The organism is Bacillus sp. AM1(2019), from assembly GCF_009906915.1.
Taxonomy (GTDB): Bacteria; Bacillota; Bacilli; order Bacillales; family Bacillaceae; genus Bacillus; species Bacillus velezensis.
This window is the reverse complement of the sequence record NZ_CP047644.1, coordinates 269695-286194: the sequence shown is the minus strand read 5'-3', so window position 1 is coordinate 286194 and position 16500 is coordinate 269695. Positions and strand designations below refer to the sequence as shown.

The window sequence follows — 16500 nt, the reverse complement described above, 5'->3', positions numbered from 1 at the left end:
CTGCATGAATATCTCATTCATGCAGTTTTATTCCTATTATTTTTTTGGAGGTTTCACTCATTGAATGAAAATCAATCTGCATTTAACACAGCAAAGCAAACCGCACAAAGATTGTTAAAATGTAAGAATGAACAAGAAATGATGGACTTTTTAGCTGAACAGGATGTACATACGCTCAGTCTTTTAAAGTACTATTACTCTGCTCCGGCTCTTCCTTTTCAAATGCTCATGAAGATTGCTTTTTGCTGTATAGTGATGGCGTTGATCTTCACTTCATTCTTGTTTATTCAAGTCAAAACACTCATACCTATTCCCATTTTATCTGATCTGTTGCCGGCAGTGTTTTCACTGTTTACAATCGGATGTATTGTCGCGTTTTATATGTTTTTTTCGCGCGAAAAGAAAGACCGGTTACCTGACAGCCGCTTAAGAAGAAACACTTACTCCTTCCGGGTTATAAATATGATAAATACAAATCTGGAAAAGAAATATCGTACACTGGCTTCTTTAGCGGGCGGTAAACAAAGTGATGATACACTCGAAGAAAGCATGAAGCAGATTAGCTCTTGTAAAAATGATGAAGAACTGATGAAATGTCTTGAAGAACAAGATACTGAGAAGTTATTCAAGCTGAAAAATCAGTTTTCCAAACCTGACTCCTCATTATTTGATTTTATGAAATGGATTTTTATCGGAAGCGTTATTGCTATGTTTCTGACTGCACTTTTCTCAGGTCAAGTCAGCTATGTTCATGTTCCCCGCCTGCTTCCGTATCTCCTGCTTTTTTTATTCGCCAGGGGCTTAATATATCTAATAAAACTGCTGAAACTGTACCAAAAAGGGCCTTTGCACTCCATTCCTCACTTTACAAAGAACGCTGAAAACATCCGTATCACCGGAATGATAGACTTTGTCCTCGAACAACGATACAAAGACATGATCAGTTAAAAACCCCTCTGCTTAAGGGGTTTTTTATTATGCAATTCCTTCACCCCCCTTATCAAAAAAGGCTCTTCCTCTTTGGAAATAACCGGAACACCCAATTTCGTTTTCAATATAATGAGGTAGTGGATCTGCAAAGAAAGAAGGGCGACATGATGGGTATCATTAACGGCAAAATGTTCATTGACCGATTAAATCAGCTTGGAAATGAGATTTGGCTTGATGGTGAAAAGATCGAGGGACAGATTTCTGAACATCCCGCATTTAAGGGCCTTCTGGAAACGAAGCGCTCTCTTTATGATTTGCAAACGAAACCGGATATGAAAGATCAAATGACTTACAGTCTTCCCGGTAAAAAAGAACGGGCCGGGCTTTCATACCTGCAGCCGAAAACGAAAGAAGACGTAAAAAGAAGAAGAAACATGTTCGAACATTGGGCCAGACACACGCACGGAATGATGGGACGAAGCCCGGATTATATGAATACCGTGCTGATGAGCTTCGCCTCCTCCGCCGCGCTTTTGAAAGACCGCGATCATTGTTTTCCGGAACATGTTCAAGCGCTGTACGAACGCGCTGCTGCACAGGATCTTTCTTTTACGCACACGTTTATCACCCCTCAGGTGAATCGTTCACAAATGGGTGTAAACGTATCGCCGACACCTATCTCGGCAAAAGTCGTCGATAAAAATGAAAAAGGCCTCATCATACACGGCGCCCGGATTTTAGCCACACAAGGCGGCCTGACGGATGAAGTGCTCGTGGTTTCTCTGCCTAAAATGTATTTTGAATCGGATGAAGCGTTCGCTTTTTCAATCCCTTCCAATACAAAGGGAGTAAAATTCATCTGCAGGGAATCTTTCGTACTCGGAAAATCATCGTTTGATTATCCGCTCAGCTCAAGATATGAAGAAATGGATTCTATCGTTGTATTTGATCACGTTTTGGTCCCTTGGGAACGCGTATTTTTTTATAATAATTACGAGGCGGCTTTTGATTTTAATATGAAAAGTTCTTTTAACGCCTTCGCATTTCATCAAGTTATCACGAGACAAATTGTAAAGACGGAGTTTCTCCTGGGCCTCGCCCAAACGCTTGTCGAAGCGATAGATGTGGGCGAATATCAGCATATTCAGGCTAAGATGGCTGAAATCATCACCGGTCTGGAAACGATGAAAGCCCTTTTGGAAAAGTCGGAGAATGATGCGGAAACAGATGAATGGGGTTATATGCGCCCGAGTGTCACTCCGCTTCGTGTGGTCAGCGCGATTTTTCCCGACATCTACCCGCGCTTCACGGAAATCATTCAGCTGATCGGGGCAAGCGGAATGGTGACTTTGCCGACTGAAAAAGCGTTCCGTTCTGACATCAGAGGAGACCTTGACCAATATTTGCAGGCGGCCGAATTGAACGCTGAAGACCGGGTAAAAGTGTTCCGCCTCGCATGGGATTTGACCATGAGCCCCTTCGGAACAAGACAGACACAATATGAGCGGTACTTCTTCGGTGACCCCGTCCGCTTAACCAGCCATCTGTACAGAAGCTATCCGAAAGAAGAACAGACCGCGGTCATCAAGGAATTCCTGCACATTCATAAATAAAACAAAGCAGAGAGCGCATCTCTGCTTATGATAGCTGGATCGGCTGCCGCCGATCCTATTTTTTATTTTGGCTGATCACCACCATCGTAATATGCGATAACGCGAAAGAGACAAGCGTATACACGACGGCCCACCCGATAAACGAGAAATTCAATACGGTAAAGGTGCATATAAGGCAAACGGCCAAAGCGGCAGCCGGCATAATGAACGCGTTTTTAAACAGGTACGTTCCGGCGACTGACAAGATGATGATACAAAGCGGCAGAACACCGAACGCAAAATCCAATTCATCAATCAACAGATGCACTCCCTTCGCTTTTCTTAGTCCGGCCTAACACATCTTATGCCTGAGTACAAAATCGAGTACTTCAAATCTTTCGCGCTCCGGCTGATTTTCCCTCCGGTTATTTATTCAAAAAAATGAAAACTTTCCTTAAAGCGTTTACATTCACGTCAGACTGTGATAATTTAAGAAAGCGCTATCATACACAAGTTAATGATTTTTGGATGGAGATGAGGAGAACCAGGAAACCCCGCCCTTTCACAAGGGTGATTTCTGGTTCTTTTTGTCATTTTCAAGGAAAGGAGTCATACATACATCATGATAGACGTTCAGCAAAGGGGAGGATATGATGTTTCAATTGTTTAAGCCGGCTCCGCATATTGAGAGATTGGATGATTCAAAGACGGATGCGGCCTATAAACGGCTCAGGCTGCAAGTATTTTTGGGGATTTTCATCGGGTATGCCGGGTATTATTTGCTTCGCAAAAACTTTGCCTTCGCTATTCCTTATTTTCAGGAACAAGGGTTTTCAAAAGGGGAACTTGGCTTGGTGCTTGCGGCCGTATCAATCGCTTACGGCTTCAGTAAATTTATTATGGGGATGGTGTCTGACCGCTGCAACCCGAGGTATTTCCTTGCGACGGGTCTGTTTTTGTCAGGTGTCGTAAACATTTTATTTGTTTCCATGCCGTGGGTCACGTCAAGCGTGACGATTATGTTTATTTTTATGTTTATTAACGGATGGTTTCAAGGAATGGGCTGGCCGCCTTGCGGACGGACGATGGCTCATTGGTTTTCCATCAGTGAACGCGGCACGAAAATGTCGATATGGAATGTCGCCCATAACATAGGCGGAGGTATTCTCGCCCCGCTCGTGACTCTCGGCATCGCCATGTTTGTTACTTGGAAAAGCGTGTTTTTCTTTCCGGCGATTATCGCCATCGTCATTTCATTTGTGATTGTTCTTCTCGTTCGGGACACGCCGCAATCCTGCGGGCTTCCGCCGATTGAAGAATACCGGAATGACTATCCGAAACATGCGTTCAAAGACCAGGAAAAAGAGATGACGACCAAAGAAATTCTTTTCAAATACGTGCTGAATAATAAATTTCTGTGGTATATCGCATTTGCCAATGTCTTTGTTTATTTCGTTCGGTACGGTGTCGTTGACTGGGCGCCGACTTATTTGACGGAAGCGAAAGGATTCTCTCCTGAAGATTCCAGATGGTCTTATTTCCTTTATGAATATGCGGGAATTCCGGGAACGATTTTGTGCGGCTGGATCAGCGACCGGTTTTTCAAAAGCCGCCGCGCGCCGGCAGGCGTACTGTTCATGGCCGGCGTATTTATCGCTGTATTGGTCTACTGGCTTAACCCTGCCGGTCATCCGCTCATCGATAATATCGCGCTGATCAGCATCGGCTTCTTAATCTATGGACCTGTCATGCTGATCGGGCTTCAGGCCATTGACCTTGCGCCTAAAAAAGCGGCGGGAACGGCAGCCGGCTTAACCGGGTTTTTCGGCTACATCGGAGGCTCTGCTTTCGCCAACGCCATCATGGGTTATGTCGTAGACCGCTTTGACTGGAACGGCGGCTTTATCATGCTTATCTCCTCATGCGTGCTGTCCATCGTCTTCTTGGCTATGACGTGGAATACGGGCAAGCGGGCGGAGCATGTGTAAGAAAACAACATAAAAGATTAATATTTTTGCAGTACAGCATTTACAACGATTTTCTACACTAGAGACAGATATTGATTTTTAAGGGGGAAGAAAACATGCGGAAACATAAATTGTTTGCTTTGGTATTGCTTTCATTCGGTTTATTGTCATTCATCGTCACGCCTGTATCGGCGGCGGGAAAAGGAAACCTCTTGTCTCCTGACAGAATTTTGACCATTGCCCATCGCGGTGCTTCGGGGTATGTCCCGGAGCACACGATCCTTTCTTATGAAACTGCGCAAAAAATGAAGGCTGACTATATTGAGCTGGATTTACAAATGACAAAAGACGGCAAGCTGATCGTCATGCATGATGAAAAATTGGACCGCACCACAAACGGACAAGGCTGGGTGAAGGATCATACATTAGCCGAGATTCAAAAGCTCGACGCCGGCTCTTGGTTCAATAAGGCCTATCCGGAAAAAGCAAAACCGCAATACGCCGGACTTCGCGTTCCCACACTTGATGACGTGTTAAAACGGTTCGGCAGACATGCAAACTATTATATTGAAACAAAGGCGCCCGAAACATATCCGGGTATGGAAGAAAAACTGATCGCTTCACTGAAAAAATACAAATTGGCAGGTAAGCATGCGAAACTTGGACAAGTTATCATTCAGTCTTTCAGCAGGGACAGCCTTCTGAAAATCAAACAGCTCGATCCGAAACTTCCCGCCGTCCAATTGCTTGAAGCGGAACAGATGACGTCAATGACTGACGCAGATTTAACGGACATTAAAACATATGCCGTCGGAATCGGACCGGATTACAAAGCGCTGAACGCTCAAAATGTCCGAAACATTCGCAGCCACGGCCTTCTGCTTCATCCTTATACCGTGAACAGCGAGGCGGACATGCGCCGTCTGCTGAATTGGGGCGTAACCGGTGTGTTTACCAACTATGCGGATATATTCCAAAAGGTTAAAAAAGAATACAAATCATAAAGCCAGCATGGGTTCGGAGATGATGCCGAACCCGTGTTTTTTTGCCCGATAATGCAAACGCATCATGGGTTATGTAGCGGGCGGAGCATATTATTAAAAGGCTGAGACTCACCTTAATTGTAAAAAGGTATCACTGTAATGATGAATTACTTGTGATACCTTTTTAAACAAAAGGATATAATTATTTATTTCTATTATCTATTTTCTTTCTTATACTATTTGTAATAGACGATAATACAAGTGATACTAAACCATAGACAACCACCCATCCCCAGAAGGATAGATTAAAAACAGTGAACATTAATATGACTGAAACAACTATACTGACAAGCGGCATTATATACACTTTTTTGAAAATATAAGTGAATATAATCGATAAGACGATAATAGAAAGTGGTAAAATACCAAAAGCAAGATCTAGCTCATCCATTATTATTCTCCTTTGTGAATTTAATTTCCCCTTAAGTATACTCACTCAGCTGTCTAGCCATTTATATCTAATCACTCCATATTTCTTTGTTTTTCTTAATCATAAAAAAGTCATATTCAGAAACATGGGCATTGTTAATAATTTTTTCAAGTCCTCTGATAGGAGTAGATTTTAATTTTTTTCCGTTTTTATAAGAGTAAGAATTAATCACATATTTCCCGCCCTTGCTTATTTCTAACAAGAAAATTTTAGACTCGTCAAAATAAGTGAATTTTGCTTGGTTTTCAAATTTTGTCGACCTATTTAACGGGATTTTTTTTCCCGGCTTCATACTTTTCAGATCGAAAGTATAAAGTATTGAATTAGCTGCCAAATGATATAAAGTGTCATTTTTCACAAAAAAGTTATTAGTGGAAAGAGGAATTGCCAGTTGAGAAATTTCCTCAGGGATATTATAGCTGCCTAAAGGAAAAGCCCCTTTGTACTTATTATGCTTTAAATCAATTTCTGCTACTTTGAATTGTACTTTGTTTGATTTATCCGTTTGGTTATATAGTATAAAAAAGGCTGAGCTTTTTTTAACTATTATCTGTGAATAAACACTCCAATTTTCTTCATTTAATATAGGAATTGTTGTTCCTTTCCCTACTGTAACTTTATCTTTATCTATTTTAATACCCTGAAAAGTCGGTGTTTTGATTGAAGAATCTTCATTTATCACGTAAATATATTCACCGTCATTACCGGTACTTGTATAGAAACCCGGAATAATCTTTTCATGAAATCCACTGCCGTTACCCCATCTGATTAAACTATTATAATGGTTTTCACCGACTCCTTGATTATTCAAAAAATAAAAGATATTTTCTTTTATTAAATGGCCTGATGATTGCCCATAACTTGTATGTACTTGATGTTGCATCGGGAATTTTTTAAAGTTATCGCCTATCATATAAACTTCTTTTTTGTCCTGTCTAACTATGTTTTTTTCATCTTGTGCAATGGTTCCAACTTCAATAGCATCTCCTTTTACAGCTGTTGCTTTTCCTTTTTCATCAATATATACAGTATAACTCCCATCTTTAGGGTAATCTATTGTAGCTGAATAATATATAGCTGCAATTTTATCATTCAAGAAATTCTTTTCTTTTTCTGTTTCAGTTTGTTTAACATCAGAAACTGTATTAGTATATTTAAAAGTTCCGATACATATAAATATACCTATTAATACTATGACCGCAATTATAATTAACCACTTAATTTTGTTCAAATATAATCTCACTCCTTAAAATAATAATGACTCCCTAAATAAACTTAGGGAGTGACGATGCAGAATGTTACAAAAAATTTTCGCTTTTTCATACTTATTACCATCAACTATTTGTTTATTTTTCTATATTTTAATTTATTATACAATTATTGCAAACACAACTTGCGTACTGTATTTTCTCTGTGGTTAATTATTTGTTTTGTCTCTAAAACTTTGACTTGGAGTACAGGAAAACGGATGAAGTTACGGAGAAGAAAGAAACACATAAAAGATTAATAGTTGCCCAACATATCTTTTACATTCATTGTTTAATATGGAAGACAGTTATTGATAAGGCGGAAGAAAACATGCGGAAACATAAGTTGTTTGCTTTAGTATTGCTTTCATTCGGTTTATTGTCACTCATCGTCACGCCTGTATCGGCGGTGGGAAAAGGAAATCTTTTGTCTCCTGACAGCCACGGCCTTCTGCTTCATTCTTACACCGTAAACAGCGAAGCGGACATGCGCCGTCTGCTGAATTGGGGCGTAACCGGTGTGTTTACCAACTATTCGGATATATTTAATTTTGTTAAATCTAATAGGGATCAATAGGTTTACGAATCTAAAGATTTCAAAACAAAAACTGCACGTATATCGCGTGCAGTTTTATAATATTAATTTTAAATATTTCTCCCTTTAAATAACGGTCTTAGTATATTCTTAACTTTTGCTTTAATAGATTTGCCCTTATAAATAACAGGAACACTTTGTTGCAAATGACCAATAATCACTTCTGCATTCTTTTTTAGCTTAATTTGTTTTAACTCCTGCTTAGTTACTTCAAAACTAAAATCATATGACATTTTTTTTCGGGTAGAATCTTTAAGTACCACATCAGGTTTAAACACAAGAAACCTTCCAAAATTCACCTGGAAAGAATTTTGTTCTCCAAAACTTAAATCTGTTTCACAATCAAAATGTCCTTTAATCCTAGAACCGCTGCAGGTTAACACAAAGTTTTTAAAATGTAACATTTGATGTTTAACAACAAGAGAAAGATTACCCCATTTAGTTAGATACGAGTTTATAACGATAGGTTCTTTACATCCTTTTGCAATATAAGAAGCATTTTTTAAATAAACGCTTTCTTTCGATTTTAATCTCAATGATTTCGTATAATCTTCTATCTTACTAATTAATCTTAAATCTAATATACCATCTTCGCTATTTAAATGGAGTAAAGATTCTATAGAAATATATGCATAAAAATAAGTAACTTTTTCTTTTTTTATAATTTGCGTATCTATTTCAAAAGGATATTTTTTTTCAAAAAGGCTTCTATAAGCTGGAAATGAAATTGTTTTATCTTTTTGTTCTCTCAAAGAGACTTCGATAAATAAACGCTCATTTGAGGAGTCAACATGTGAATGATAACAAAAACCCTCTAACAAAACGGCATTCTCTAATTTCTCTATTTTTGTTATTTCTCCTTCAAATTTATTATTACGATGAAAGGAAATGGACTCATGCAAGGCCAAATTGTATGCTAATTCTGGTTTTGGATAGACCTTCCCATGTTGTACTACCATGTTACCAGGTTGTTTTTCAGCGTACCAGAAAGCAATTAAATCCTCCAATTGTCCTTTCTCAATTAAACGTAATAAGAGTTTATGGCGGGAAGAAAACTGCTGGTAGTAATCTAAGTATTGGTACTTGTCAAGCATTTTCTTTAATGTATTAAAAATATAGATTTTATCTTCAATTAGAAAAGACTTTGAAATCAGAGCGCTTAACTCCACTTCCATAATCCTTTCCCAGTAATGAAAGAAAATCAGCCGTTTTTTATCTGTTTCAAGGTTCAGTAATTCAATAGATGCCAATGTTTCTTCGATTCTGAACATAAAACTTTTACCTGATAATGGTTTCTTAGTAAGTTGAACCCTTCCTATTGTTTGATGATTGGTCAAATAATAACATGGGTAATCTTTAACAAGGGCTATGGAATTTGAATATGCATACGCTTGAATCATAAACGGTTGATCTTCTCCTAGAGAGAAGTGTTCCGGAAAACGAATATTATGTTTAATTAATAACTCCCGTTTAAATAGCTTTTGAGCACTCATAGTAAAAAGAGCATTGGAACCAGGGAAGGAAAAACAATCTGGATTCTTTTTAAATACAGCCACAGGAACACCTCTATTAATTCCTTCATAACGGCCGATAATTATATCACTTTGATACTGAACTATTTTTTCTTCCATCTTTTCTAAAGCTTCAGGTCCTAAATAATCATCTCCGTCTAGAAAATAAATATAATCACCTGTTGCTGCTTCTATAGCTTTGTTCCTCGGTCTGCCAGGTGCGCCGCTATTCTGCTGGTGAATTACTTTAATAAACTTGTACTTGCTCATGTATTCATCTAAAATATTACCGCTTTTATCAGTTGAACCATCATTTACACAGATAATTTCAAGTTTGTCCTCTCCAACTGTTTGGTTCACTACGCTATCGAGACAATCTCTAATTGTGTTTTGATCATTATAAACCGGAATAGCTACAGTAAATATCATCTTTTTTCTCCTTAATTATTGTTTCCTATATAAAAACAAGTCCAGAATTATTCGAATCCAATTTTAAAAGTTTACCATAATTTCTTTCTTTTATAAATATGGGTTAAAAATTTTAATGTGTTTTTAAACCTAGCCACCGTAATCTAGATAATAAGATGGAATATTTCCAGTAATTAAATCGAATTTTCCATAAGATCCCTAACAAATGCTTTGATTCATTTCTCTTTGAATTTGGAAAGCTCACTTCATTTAATCCTAAATACGATACTTTGCGGATTTTTAATTTTACCCATAAAAAAACACCTCTAAGTCGTTTTCAGGTATGATACCTGCTTTTCAACTTAAAGGTGCCTTTGTCCTGCGCTTACAGGCCCAGACTCTCAAAAACTTCAACTTTTTATAACTTATTCTTTTCCGGCAGCTGCTTCCGCCTGTCCGCCTTTTAATTGATCGTTGATTGCTTTGGCGTCTTTCAAATACTCAGTCTTGAATCCGCTCTTCAGCGCCCACGCATAGAAGGCAAGGGCAACGATTGCGATCAGCCCCATATCCCAGCCGTACGGAATGATGTTCAGACCGCCGAATTTTTCACTTCCGAGCCATGAAATGACCATCATGCTGAGCAGATAGACAACCATCCAGACGCCGCCTTTAAAGTTTCTGCGGAATCCTTTCCACTTCGCTTTCGCTTGGTAGTAGAAATAAATCGGAAGGCCGATCAAAATGATAAACAGCACCTGCCCTGTTAACGGCCAGCGCGCCCAATACAGCACGAGAGACGCGAACACGAAGCCGAGCGGTGCAACCACGCTGAGGCCTTTCAGACGGAGAGGCCGGTACAAATCCGCCGCCGTCCGCCGCAGCGTCATCACCGTCACGGGACCCGTGATATAAGAAATCAGCGTCGCAACGGAAATGATTTCAGCAAGCACGCCCCATCCTCTGAATAAAAACAGAAAGATAAACGATACGATCAGGTTGAAAATCATCGCTTGGCGCGGCACGCCGTACAGCGGATGAAGCTTTCCGAAAATGCTCGGCATATATTTATTTTTTTCCATGCCGTAAATCATGCGGGACGTCGTAGCGGTATAAGTAATACCCGTTCCTGACGGAGATACGAACGCATCCGCATAAAGAATAATGACAAGCCAGTTGATATTCAATGCGATCGCCAAATCGGCAAATGGAGAGTTGAAGTTCAGGTGACTCCAGCCGTGAACGATCATGGAAGGTTCAACCGCACCGATAAATGCGATTTGCAATAGGACGTAAATGACGGTTGCGACCAGCAGCGAACCGACAACCGCAATCGGAATCGATTTGCCGGGATTTTTTGCTTCTCCGGCCATGTTAATCGGGCTTTGAAACCCGTTAAACGCAAATACGATACCTGATGTGGCCACCGCCGTCAGCACGCTTGCCCAGCCGTTCGGTGCAATGCTTGAACCGGATGTGAAGTTTCCGCCGTGAAAACCGGTAAACAGCAGCGCTCCGATTGTCAGCCCCGGAATAATGATTTTAAAGATGGTAATCAATGAATTCGCTTTTGAAAATAAGTTAACTGTCCAATAATTCAGTAAAAAGTAAATAATCAGTAATACGGATGCGAAGCCGAGCCCCTCTCCCGTAAGAGTGCCGTTGTGAACGAGATTGCTTGTCCATTTTGCCCATTCCCACGGCCATGAGCTCATGTATTGAACAGACGCAACCGCTTCCACCGGAATAACGGAAACAATCGCAATCCAGTTTGCCCATCCTGCGATAAATCCAATAAATGATCCATGAGAATATTGAGTATATTTTACCATTCCCCCGGCTTCCGGGAACATTGAACCCAATTCACTGTAAGAAAGTGCGATAAACAAAATAACGATCATACCGATAATCCAGGAAATAATTGCGGCAGGTCCCGCAATCTGAGCCGCCCGCCACGCCCCGAATAACCAACCGGAGCCAATCATCGACCCAAGTCCGACCATCATGAGTGCAAACGTTCCCATTCTGCGATGTAATTGATTCATAAAGTTAACACCTTTCAATTAAAATATGACTCCAGAGCTATCATATATTTATAATATTATTCTGAAAATAGTTTTGTCAATCTTTATCGCATTAAAGCAGAAAGCCAAAATTACCCTTCCGATGTTTAAACAGCCGTTAAGCGGGAATAACTACTGCAAGCCAGAAATAGAAAGGAGTTTTTATCGTGAAACAAAAACTGCTCATTTCAGGACTTGCCGTGTCGACTGTCGGAGTGACTTCCTACCTGCTCAAAGATAAATCAAACCGCCAAAAGGTGATGAGCTTTATCCGCAATATGAAAACATCGCTCTCCGGGAAGCAGGATATTGAATCATTCCCCGTCAACAAAGCAGGCAACCCGCATCCCGAAGATATTGAAGATAACAAAATGGTATCCGAAGGCTCCATGTACCCGGTTCAATATTATGATGACAAGAAGAAATAATCTGTTCCCGGGCTGCCCGGCCGTATCAAACGGCGGCAGCTTTTTTTATGCAGACGGCGTTTGATAGATCCGCCAATATTGGCGCGACCCTTTCTCCCGCACGGTAATGCCCAGTTTGGATATTTCCGCTTTCAGCTCTTTCGCATCAGCCTTTTCCTCCTCTTTCAGCGCCTTTTCTCTCGCTTTTAAAAGAGCATTTGCCCCTGGCTCCAAATCCGGCGTGTCCGGCACCCACCGTTTGTATTCTTCTTTAAAAGGATCTTCCGTCCCCAGCCAGACATACCCATGCGCGCGAAACGCATCAGCCGCTTTTTCAACCGCGGGCTCAAGCTTCTCCCGAAAAAGCTCCTGCCCTTCAGTCCCCAATAAGACAAGATGCTTTTCATCCGTAAACACACCGGAAATGCTGTCTTTCGAAAACACGCTTTCTTCATTATATATGGTTAAGGACACCTCGCTGTCCGTCACGACTGCCACAAGAGTTTCTTTAAAAGCTGCCCGCGTCAGCCACACTCCCCCGATTAAGCCGATAACGGCGGTTGCAGCCGCAGCCTTCCATCCGTGAAAAGAAGCGATAATGTCCAGCGGCCCGTGAAAAGGCAGCCAATCCAATGTTACGGCCCACTTCGCAATGACCGGCAGAAACCATCCGATGACCAGCCCCAATAATGGCGGCACCAGAAAAACCAAAGCTTTTTCAACCGATGACAACTCAAGAACCGTCTGTTTTTTTATTTCGTTCATGTTTCTCCTCCGTCTGTGTTTTTCACAACTATCCATTATACAAAGGGTTGGATGATTCTGTAAACTGTTTCCGAAACAATAAAAAGCCTCCCGACCGCCGGGAGGCTTTTTAAAACAGGAGCTCATATACTTCATTCAATTCCATCGTGCGCTTCTCATCCTGCTCGTTCTCAGCATATTTGATTTCCTTTTCAAGCACCTGATTCAGCGCATCCATTTCCAAATCATTTAGATCTTTCACAAACTCGCCCTCATTTGCATAATGCTTCACCTGAAGCTTTTTATAAATCCCTCGGCACACATCATGCTCCAAGTGGTTCGAAAGCGACTCGCGCAAATATCCGAGTGTCCTGTCCATCATGTAAGCCCTCCCTTTTCTATAGGAATAGCTTCCCGGAAAGAGAGAAAAACTATACATGAAAGCACCGAACGGCTGTTTTAACTCTGTACCTGAATGGAGAAAAATCCGCTGCTTAACGGCGTGTACGGCCCGTTCAGCCCCGTTGCGGAGAAAGAGAACGTTCCTGAACTGACATAAGAAAGAGGAACACTGTAATATTTAATGTAGCCTGTAACGATATTGCCGTTTTTCGTATATTCATCTTCCAGCGCTTTTGACGTAAGATTTGTAATATTCGTTCCGTTGTTAAACGCCTGGATCGTGTTATTGTTCGGATACCCTTGGAAATATACGGCTAAATAACCCGTTGTACCCTTCATCGGTTTTGATGCGCTGATTTGGTTCGGCCCGATATTTTCCCATTGGTAACTCTGACCGTCAGACGTCACACCGATAATACGGATTTGTGTTAAAGCAGGAGCCGGCGCCGCAGACGCTGATGGAGCCCACAACCCGCTCACAAGCAACAAAACAGCGGCGGCCGCCGCGAATAGCATAACGAGTCTCTTTTTCATGTTTCTTCCCCCTCTTATTCTTTTCTTAGAATCCTATACTATTTTACACGATTTACAAGGAAAAAGATTACATTTTATAAAAGAGTCCGGAACACTTTGTGAACTAGATATGAAACGCTCTTGAAACGCCGTTGATCATGAGAAAGATGCCGCAGATTCTTAACACGACTCTCGAACTTCTGTCATCTTTACCGAAAAAGGTTTTTCCGAGCCGCCCGATCCATACGTTCATTGCAACTCCCGCGAGCAATTCTATGATTCCGATCATTTCTGCCATATACAAAGCAGCCACCCTTCTAACCGTTTTTTTTCATATGACGGCTTATCATATAAAGTGATAAGACCAATGACGCTGCACCGACAGCAAGAAACAGGCTCAGCGGCACGATCTGCATGCTGCCTCCGCCATTGTTTTGAAATGCGCCGATCGCCCATTTTTCAGGAGTAAACAACGACAGCATGCGCATGTACTCCGGAGCCGCGTCTAATGTGAAGAAAGCCCCTCCCAATAAACCCGTGACAGCTATAAAAACGGAAGCAAGCGACGTGAATTGCTTTTGGCTCTTCATGAACGGTATCACGGCCATCGTTACAGCAGTCAGCGCAAACGAGCAGGCCGCAAGCACCGCTCCCGCAGCAAAAACATGATCAGCAAAACGGATATGCAGCATGAATGTTCCGGCAGCGAGGATCACGATAATATGGAGAAGTCCGAAAAGATACGCCGCCGCAAACTTAGAGATTGCATATGCCGTATAGGAAACGGGCGTGCTCAGCAATCTGTCATATGTATGATTTTCTTGTTCATCTATAAATGATCGCAGGCTTTGGACTGCAACGAACCAGATAAACATCACTAAAAATCCGATAAGTCTGTCGGCTGCCTGTCCGCCTTCATAAACGTGATGGCGGTCAACATTGACGGCGGAATGACCCTGAATATCCTTCAAGAGATCAGTTGCCGCCTGCTTCCCGTCGGTGTGCAGCGTGCGGGATATCACTTTTGCATCGCGGACTATTTTTTTCAGCGCGCCCGCCTGCTGCGCAATCAGCTGCTCTGTCAAAACAGCATCACCCTTTTCTTCATTCTGAATAAATGAAACGTTCAATTCATCTCCGGAAAATAATGTCTCTTCAAAATCAGAGCCGATCAGCAATCCAAAGGGTATATCCTGATGATGAACCTTTGTTTTTAATACGTCCTCCGTGACCTTCGTGACTTTTATATGGCCGGCTTTCTGAATCATTTTCATAAATTGCGCTGAATAGGCGCTCTGATCCTCATCAGCTACATATACTTCCTTCTGCTGACTGCCATCCGCAGAAAAGGAAAAGAAATATGTGAGAAGGAGCGGGGCGGAAATCGTCGCAAAGATGGCAGCCCGATTTTGCAGCATCAGTTTCAGCTGATGTCTGATCATGAATAACAGCTGCGTCATGAAACAGCCTCCTTCCGTTTAAACACCCAGATGGTCAAACATAAAAACACGGCGCCGATGGCGGCAAGCTCTGCCAAATCCGTCGAAATACCGCTCAGACCGGCATGCTGCGTGACACTGACATAGCTGTTGATCGCTTTGCCGTTCGGTATCAGTTCCTGCACGATTTTCAAACTATCAGGCAAGCCGTCTTTTGCGATAAAGCTTCCGCCTAAAAAACTGAATCCGTATAAAATGGGAGCCGCCATGCTTGAGACGGTCTCGTGGTTTTTTGCAGTAAACCCCCAAAGAAGCACGATACTGCCGATCGCAAATGAATAAACAATCGTAACCAGTAATATTTCAAACAAATTGCCCCATTTTACCTGATACAAGATGCTGCTTGCGATGATGACGGCAGCCATTTGCATAAGGATGGCAAGCATGATTCCCAAAAGCTTACCCGCCACGTACTGGATACGTAAAACAGGCATTGATTTGATTCTGAATAACGTGCGCTGCTGTCTCTCTTCCACTATCCCGTGAATAAGCGCAAACGCGGTCATAATGGAGAACATGACGACCATTGCGATTGAATAATACTGCATCGCATCAATCGGAGCCGCGTGATTGCCGGCCGACTGTTTCGGAATGGTGACAGCCAGTTCACGTTCACCCGAAAGGCCGCTGATGATTTTGCGGGCATCTCCCTTTGACAGATGTCCCGACTGCTTCAGCACCGCTTTTTCTTCACTGATCTCCGCTTTTACTCTGGTGACAAACGAATCGGCCATCATTTCCACAATGTCTCCGTTTACAGTGCCTTGTTGGTCCGAGATGACTTTGATACTTGTTTTTTCATTGTGTTCTGCCGCTTTTGCAAAGCCTTTCGGCACGTATACAAAAACGGAGACTTTGCCGCTTTCGACAAGCTGTTTCCCTTCTTGGTAACTGCCTATGTCTTTTACACGGATGAGATCAGTTTGTTTCAGCACGTCATTCTTTAATACGTCGCCCAAAGAACTCTCCGCGTGATCCGCATTATAAAACGCGGTCTGAAATGGCTTCACTTTCGAATCGCCGTGAAAAACCGTTCCTAAAATAAAAATCATCAGTGCCGGAAACAGAATCAGTTTTATATAGAAAGACTTTGCTCCGGCCAATAACCGAAAATCTAATAAAATCAGCCTGAATAATATTTTCATGACG

At 41.7% G+C, this 16500-nt stretch carries 16 protein-coding genes and 2 pseudogenes; 7 read left to right on the top strand and 11 right to left on the bottom strand.

Annotated features, from left to right (window positions below; translation table 11 throughout):
• Positions 1-60: 60 nt before the first annotated feature.
• Both GNE05_RS01660 and hpaB read left to right on the top strand, forming a co-directional pair.
• Positions 61-948 (top strand): hypothetical protein, encoded by an 888-nt coding sequence (locus tag GNE05_RS01660; protein WP_014416805.1) that lies wholly within the window; start codon positions 61-63, stop codon positions 946-948.
• A 149-nt stretch (positions 949-1097) separates the two neighbouring features.
• Positions 1098-2543 (top strand): 4-hydroxyphenylacetate 3-monooxygenase, oxygenase component, encoded by a 1446-nt coding sequence (hpaB, locus tag GNE05_RS01655; RefSeq protein WP_025284162.1) that lies wholly within the window; start codon positions 1098-1100, stop codon positions 2541-2543.
• Positions 2544-2598: 55 nt separating this feature from the next.
• Here the strand turns inward: hpaB and GNE05_RS01650 are convergent, their stop codons facing one another.
• Positions 2599-2841, bottom strand: a complete 243-nt coding sequence (locus GNE05_RS01650; RefSeq protein ID WP_007408994.1) for a DUF2651 family protein — start codon at positions 2839-2841, stop codon at positions 2599-2601.
• Between the two features lie 334 nt (positions 2842-3175).
• Between GNE05_RS01650 and glpT the strand changes: the two genes are divergently transcribed.
• Complete coding sequence (gene glpT / locus GNE05_RS01645; protein ID WP_003156725.1) at positions 3176-4510, top strand: glycerol-3-phosphate transporter; 1335 nt, start codon at positions 3176-3178, stop codon at positions 4508-4510.
• Between the two features lie 95 nt (positions 4511-4605).
• Positions 4606-5493: a glycerophosphodiester phosphodiesterase gene (locus GNE05_RS01640; RefSeq protein WP_007408993.1), complete on the top strand. Its 888-nt coding sequence runs from the start codon at positions 4606-4608 to the stop codon at positions 5491-5493.
• A 181-nt stretch (positions 5494-5674) separates the two neighbouring features.
• Here the strand turns inward: GNE05_RS01640 and GNE05_RS01635 are convergent, their stop codons facing one another.
• The gene (locus GNE05_RS01635) at positions 5675-5923 is read right to left on the bottom strand and encodes a DUF2651 family protein (RefSeq protein ID WP_014720665.1); all 249 of its coding nucleotides are present in this window, start codon (positions 5921-5923) and stop codon (positions 5675-5677) included.
• A gap of 67 nt (positions 5924-5990) precedes the next feature.
• Complete coding sequence (locus tag GNE05_RS01630) at positions 5991-7193, bottom strand: hypothetical protein (protein WP_160182346.1); 1203 nt, start codon at positions 7191-7193, stop codon at positions 5991-5993.
• A 347-nt stretch (positions 7194-7540) separates the two neighbouring features.
• On the opposite strand from GNE05_RS01630, the pseudogene GNE05_RS21475 reads away from it, so the two are divergent.
• Both GNE05_RS21475 and GNE05_RS01625 read left to right on the top strand, forming a co-directional pair.
• Positions 7541-7648 (top strand): annotated as a pseudogene (locus GNE05_RS21475) (glycerophosphodiester phosphodiesterase); the annotation flags it as partial.
• Positions 7646-7786, top strand: a pseudogene (locus tag GNE05_RS01625) (glycerophosphodiester phosphodiesterase family protein); the annotation flags it as partial. The pseudogenes GNE05_RS21475 and GNE05_RS01625, both read left to right, overlap by 3 nt.
• A 68-nt stretch (positions 7787-7854) precedes the next feature.
• Here GNE05_RS01625 and GNE05_RS01620 read toward each other — a convergent pair.
• Positions 7855-9744: a glycosyltransferase family 2 protein gene (locus tag GNE05_RS01620; RefSeq protein ID WP_029973956.1), complete on the bottom strand. Its 1890-nt coding sequence runs from the start codon at positions 9742-9744 to the stop codon at positions 7855-7857.
• A gap of 404 nt (positions 9745-10148) precedes the next feature.
• Complete coding sequence (locus GNE05_RS01615) at positions 10149-11768, bottom strand: glutamate/serine transporter AimA (protein ID WP_015239073.1); 1620 nt, start codon at positions 11766-11768, stop codon at positions 10149-10151.
• A 185-nt stretch (positions 11769-11953) separates the two neighbouring features.
• On the opposite strand from GNE05_RS01615, the gene GNE05_RS01610 reads away from it, so the two are divergent.
• On the top strand, positions 11954-12214 hold the full coding sequence (locus GNE05_RS01610) for a hypothetical protein (protein WP_025284161.1): 261 nt from the start codon (positions 11954-11956) through the stop codon (positions 12212-12214).
• Positions 12215-12259: 45 nt separating this feature from the next.
• Here GNE05_RS01610 and GNE05_RS01605 read toward each other — a convergent pair whose 3' ends face one another.
• The 6 genes from GNE05_RS01605 to GNE05_RS01580 all read right to left on the bottom strand — a co-directional run bounded on the left by GNE05_RS01605 (position 12260) and on the right by GNE05_RS01580 (position 16496).
• A complete protein-coding gene (locus GNE05_RS01605; RefSeq protein ID WP_060563005.1) occupies positions 12260-12958 on the bottom strand; it encodes a YqeB family protein in 699 nt (232 codons plus the stop codon).
• A 109-nt stretch (positions 12959-13067) separates the two neighbouring features.
• Entirely contained in the window at positions 13068-13316 is a 249-nt protein-coding gene (locus GNE05_RS01600) for a sigma-G-dependent sporulation-specific acid-soluble spore protein CsgA (protein ID WP_007408989.1), read from the bottom strand.
• A gap of 80 nt (positions 13317-13396) precedes the next feature.
• Entirely contained in the window at positions 13397-13873 is a 477-nt protein-coding gene (locus GNE05_RS01595) for a DUF4879 domain-containing protein (protein WP_007408988.1), read from the bottom strand.
• Between the two features lie 103 nt (positions 13874-13976).
• Positions 13977-14156: a hypothetical protein gene (locus tag GNE05_RS01590; protein ID WP_032865246.1), complete on the bottom strand. Its 180-nt coding sequence runs from the start codon at positions 14154-14156 to the stop codon at positions 13977-13979.
• 13 nt (positions 14157-14169) lie between these two features.
• The gene (locus GNE05_RS01585) at positions 14170-15312 is read right to left on the bottom strand and encodes an ABC transporter permease (RefSeq protein WP_160182345.1); all 1143 of its coding nucleotides are present in this window, start codon (positions 15310-15312) and stop codon (positions 14170-14172) included.
• The gene (locus GNE05_RS01580; protein WP_160182344.1) at positions 15309-16496 is read right to left on the bottom strand and encodes an ABC transporter permease; all 1188 of its coding nucleotides are present in this window, start codon (positions 16494-16496) and stop codon (positions 15309-15311) included. Before GNE05_RS01580 ends, GNE05_RS01585 begins: the two co-directional genes overlap by 4 nt.
• Between the last annotated feature and the right edge of the window lie 4 nt (positions 16497-16500).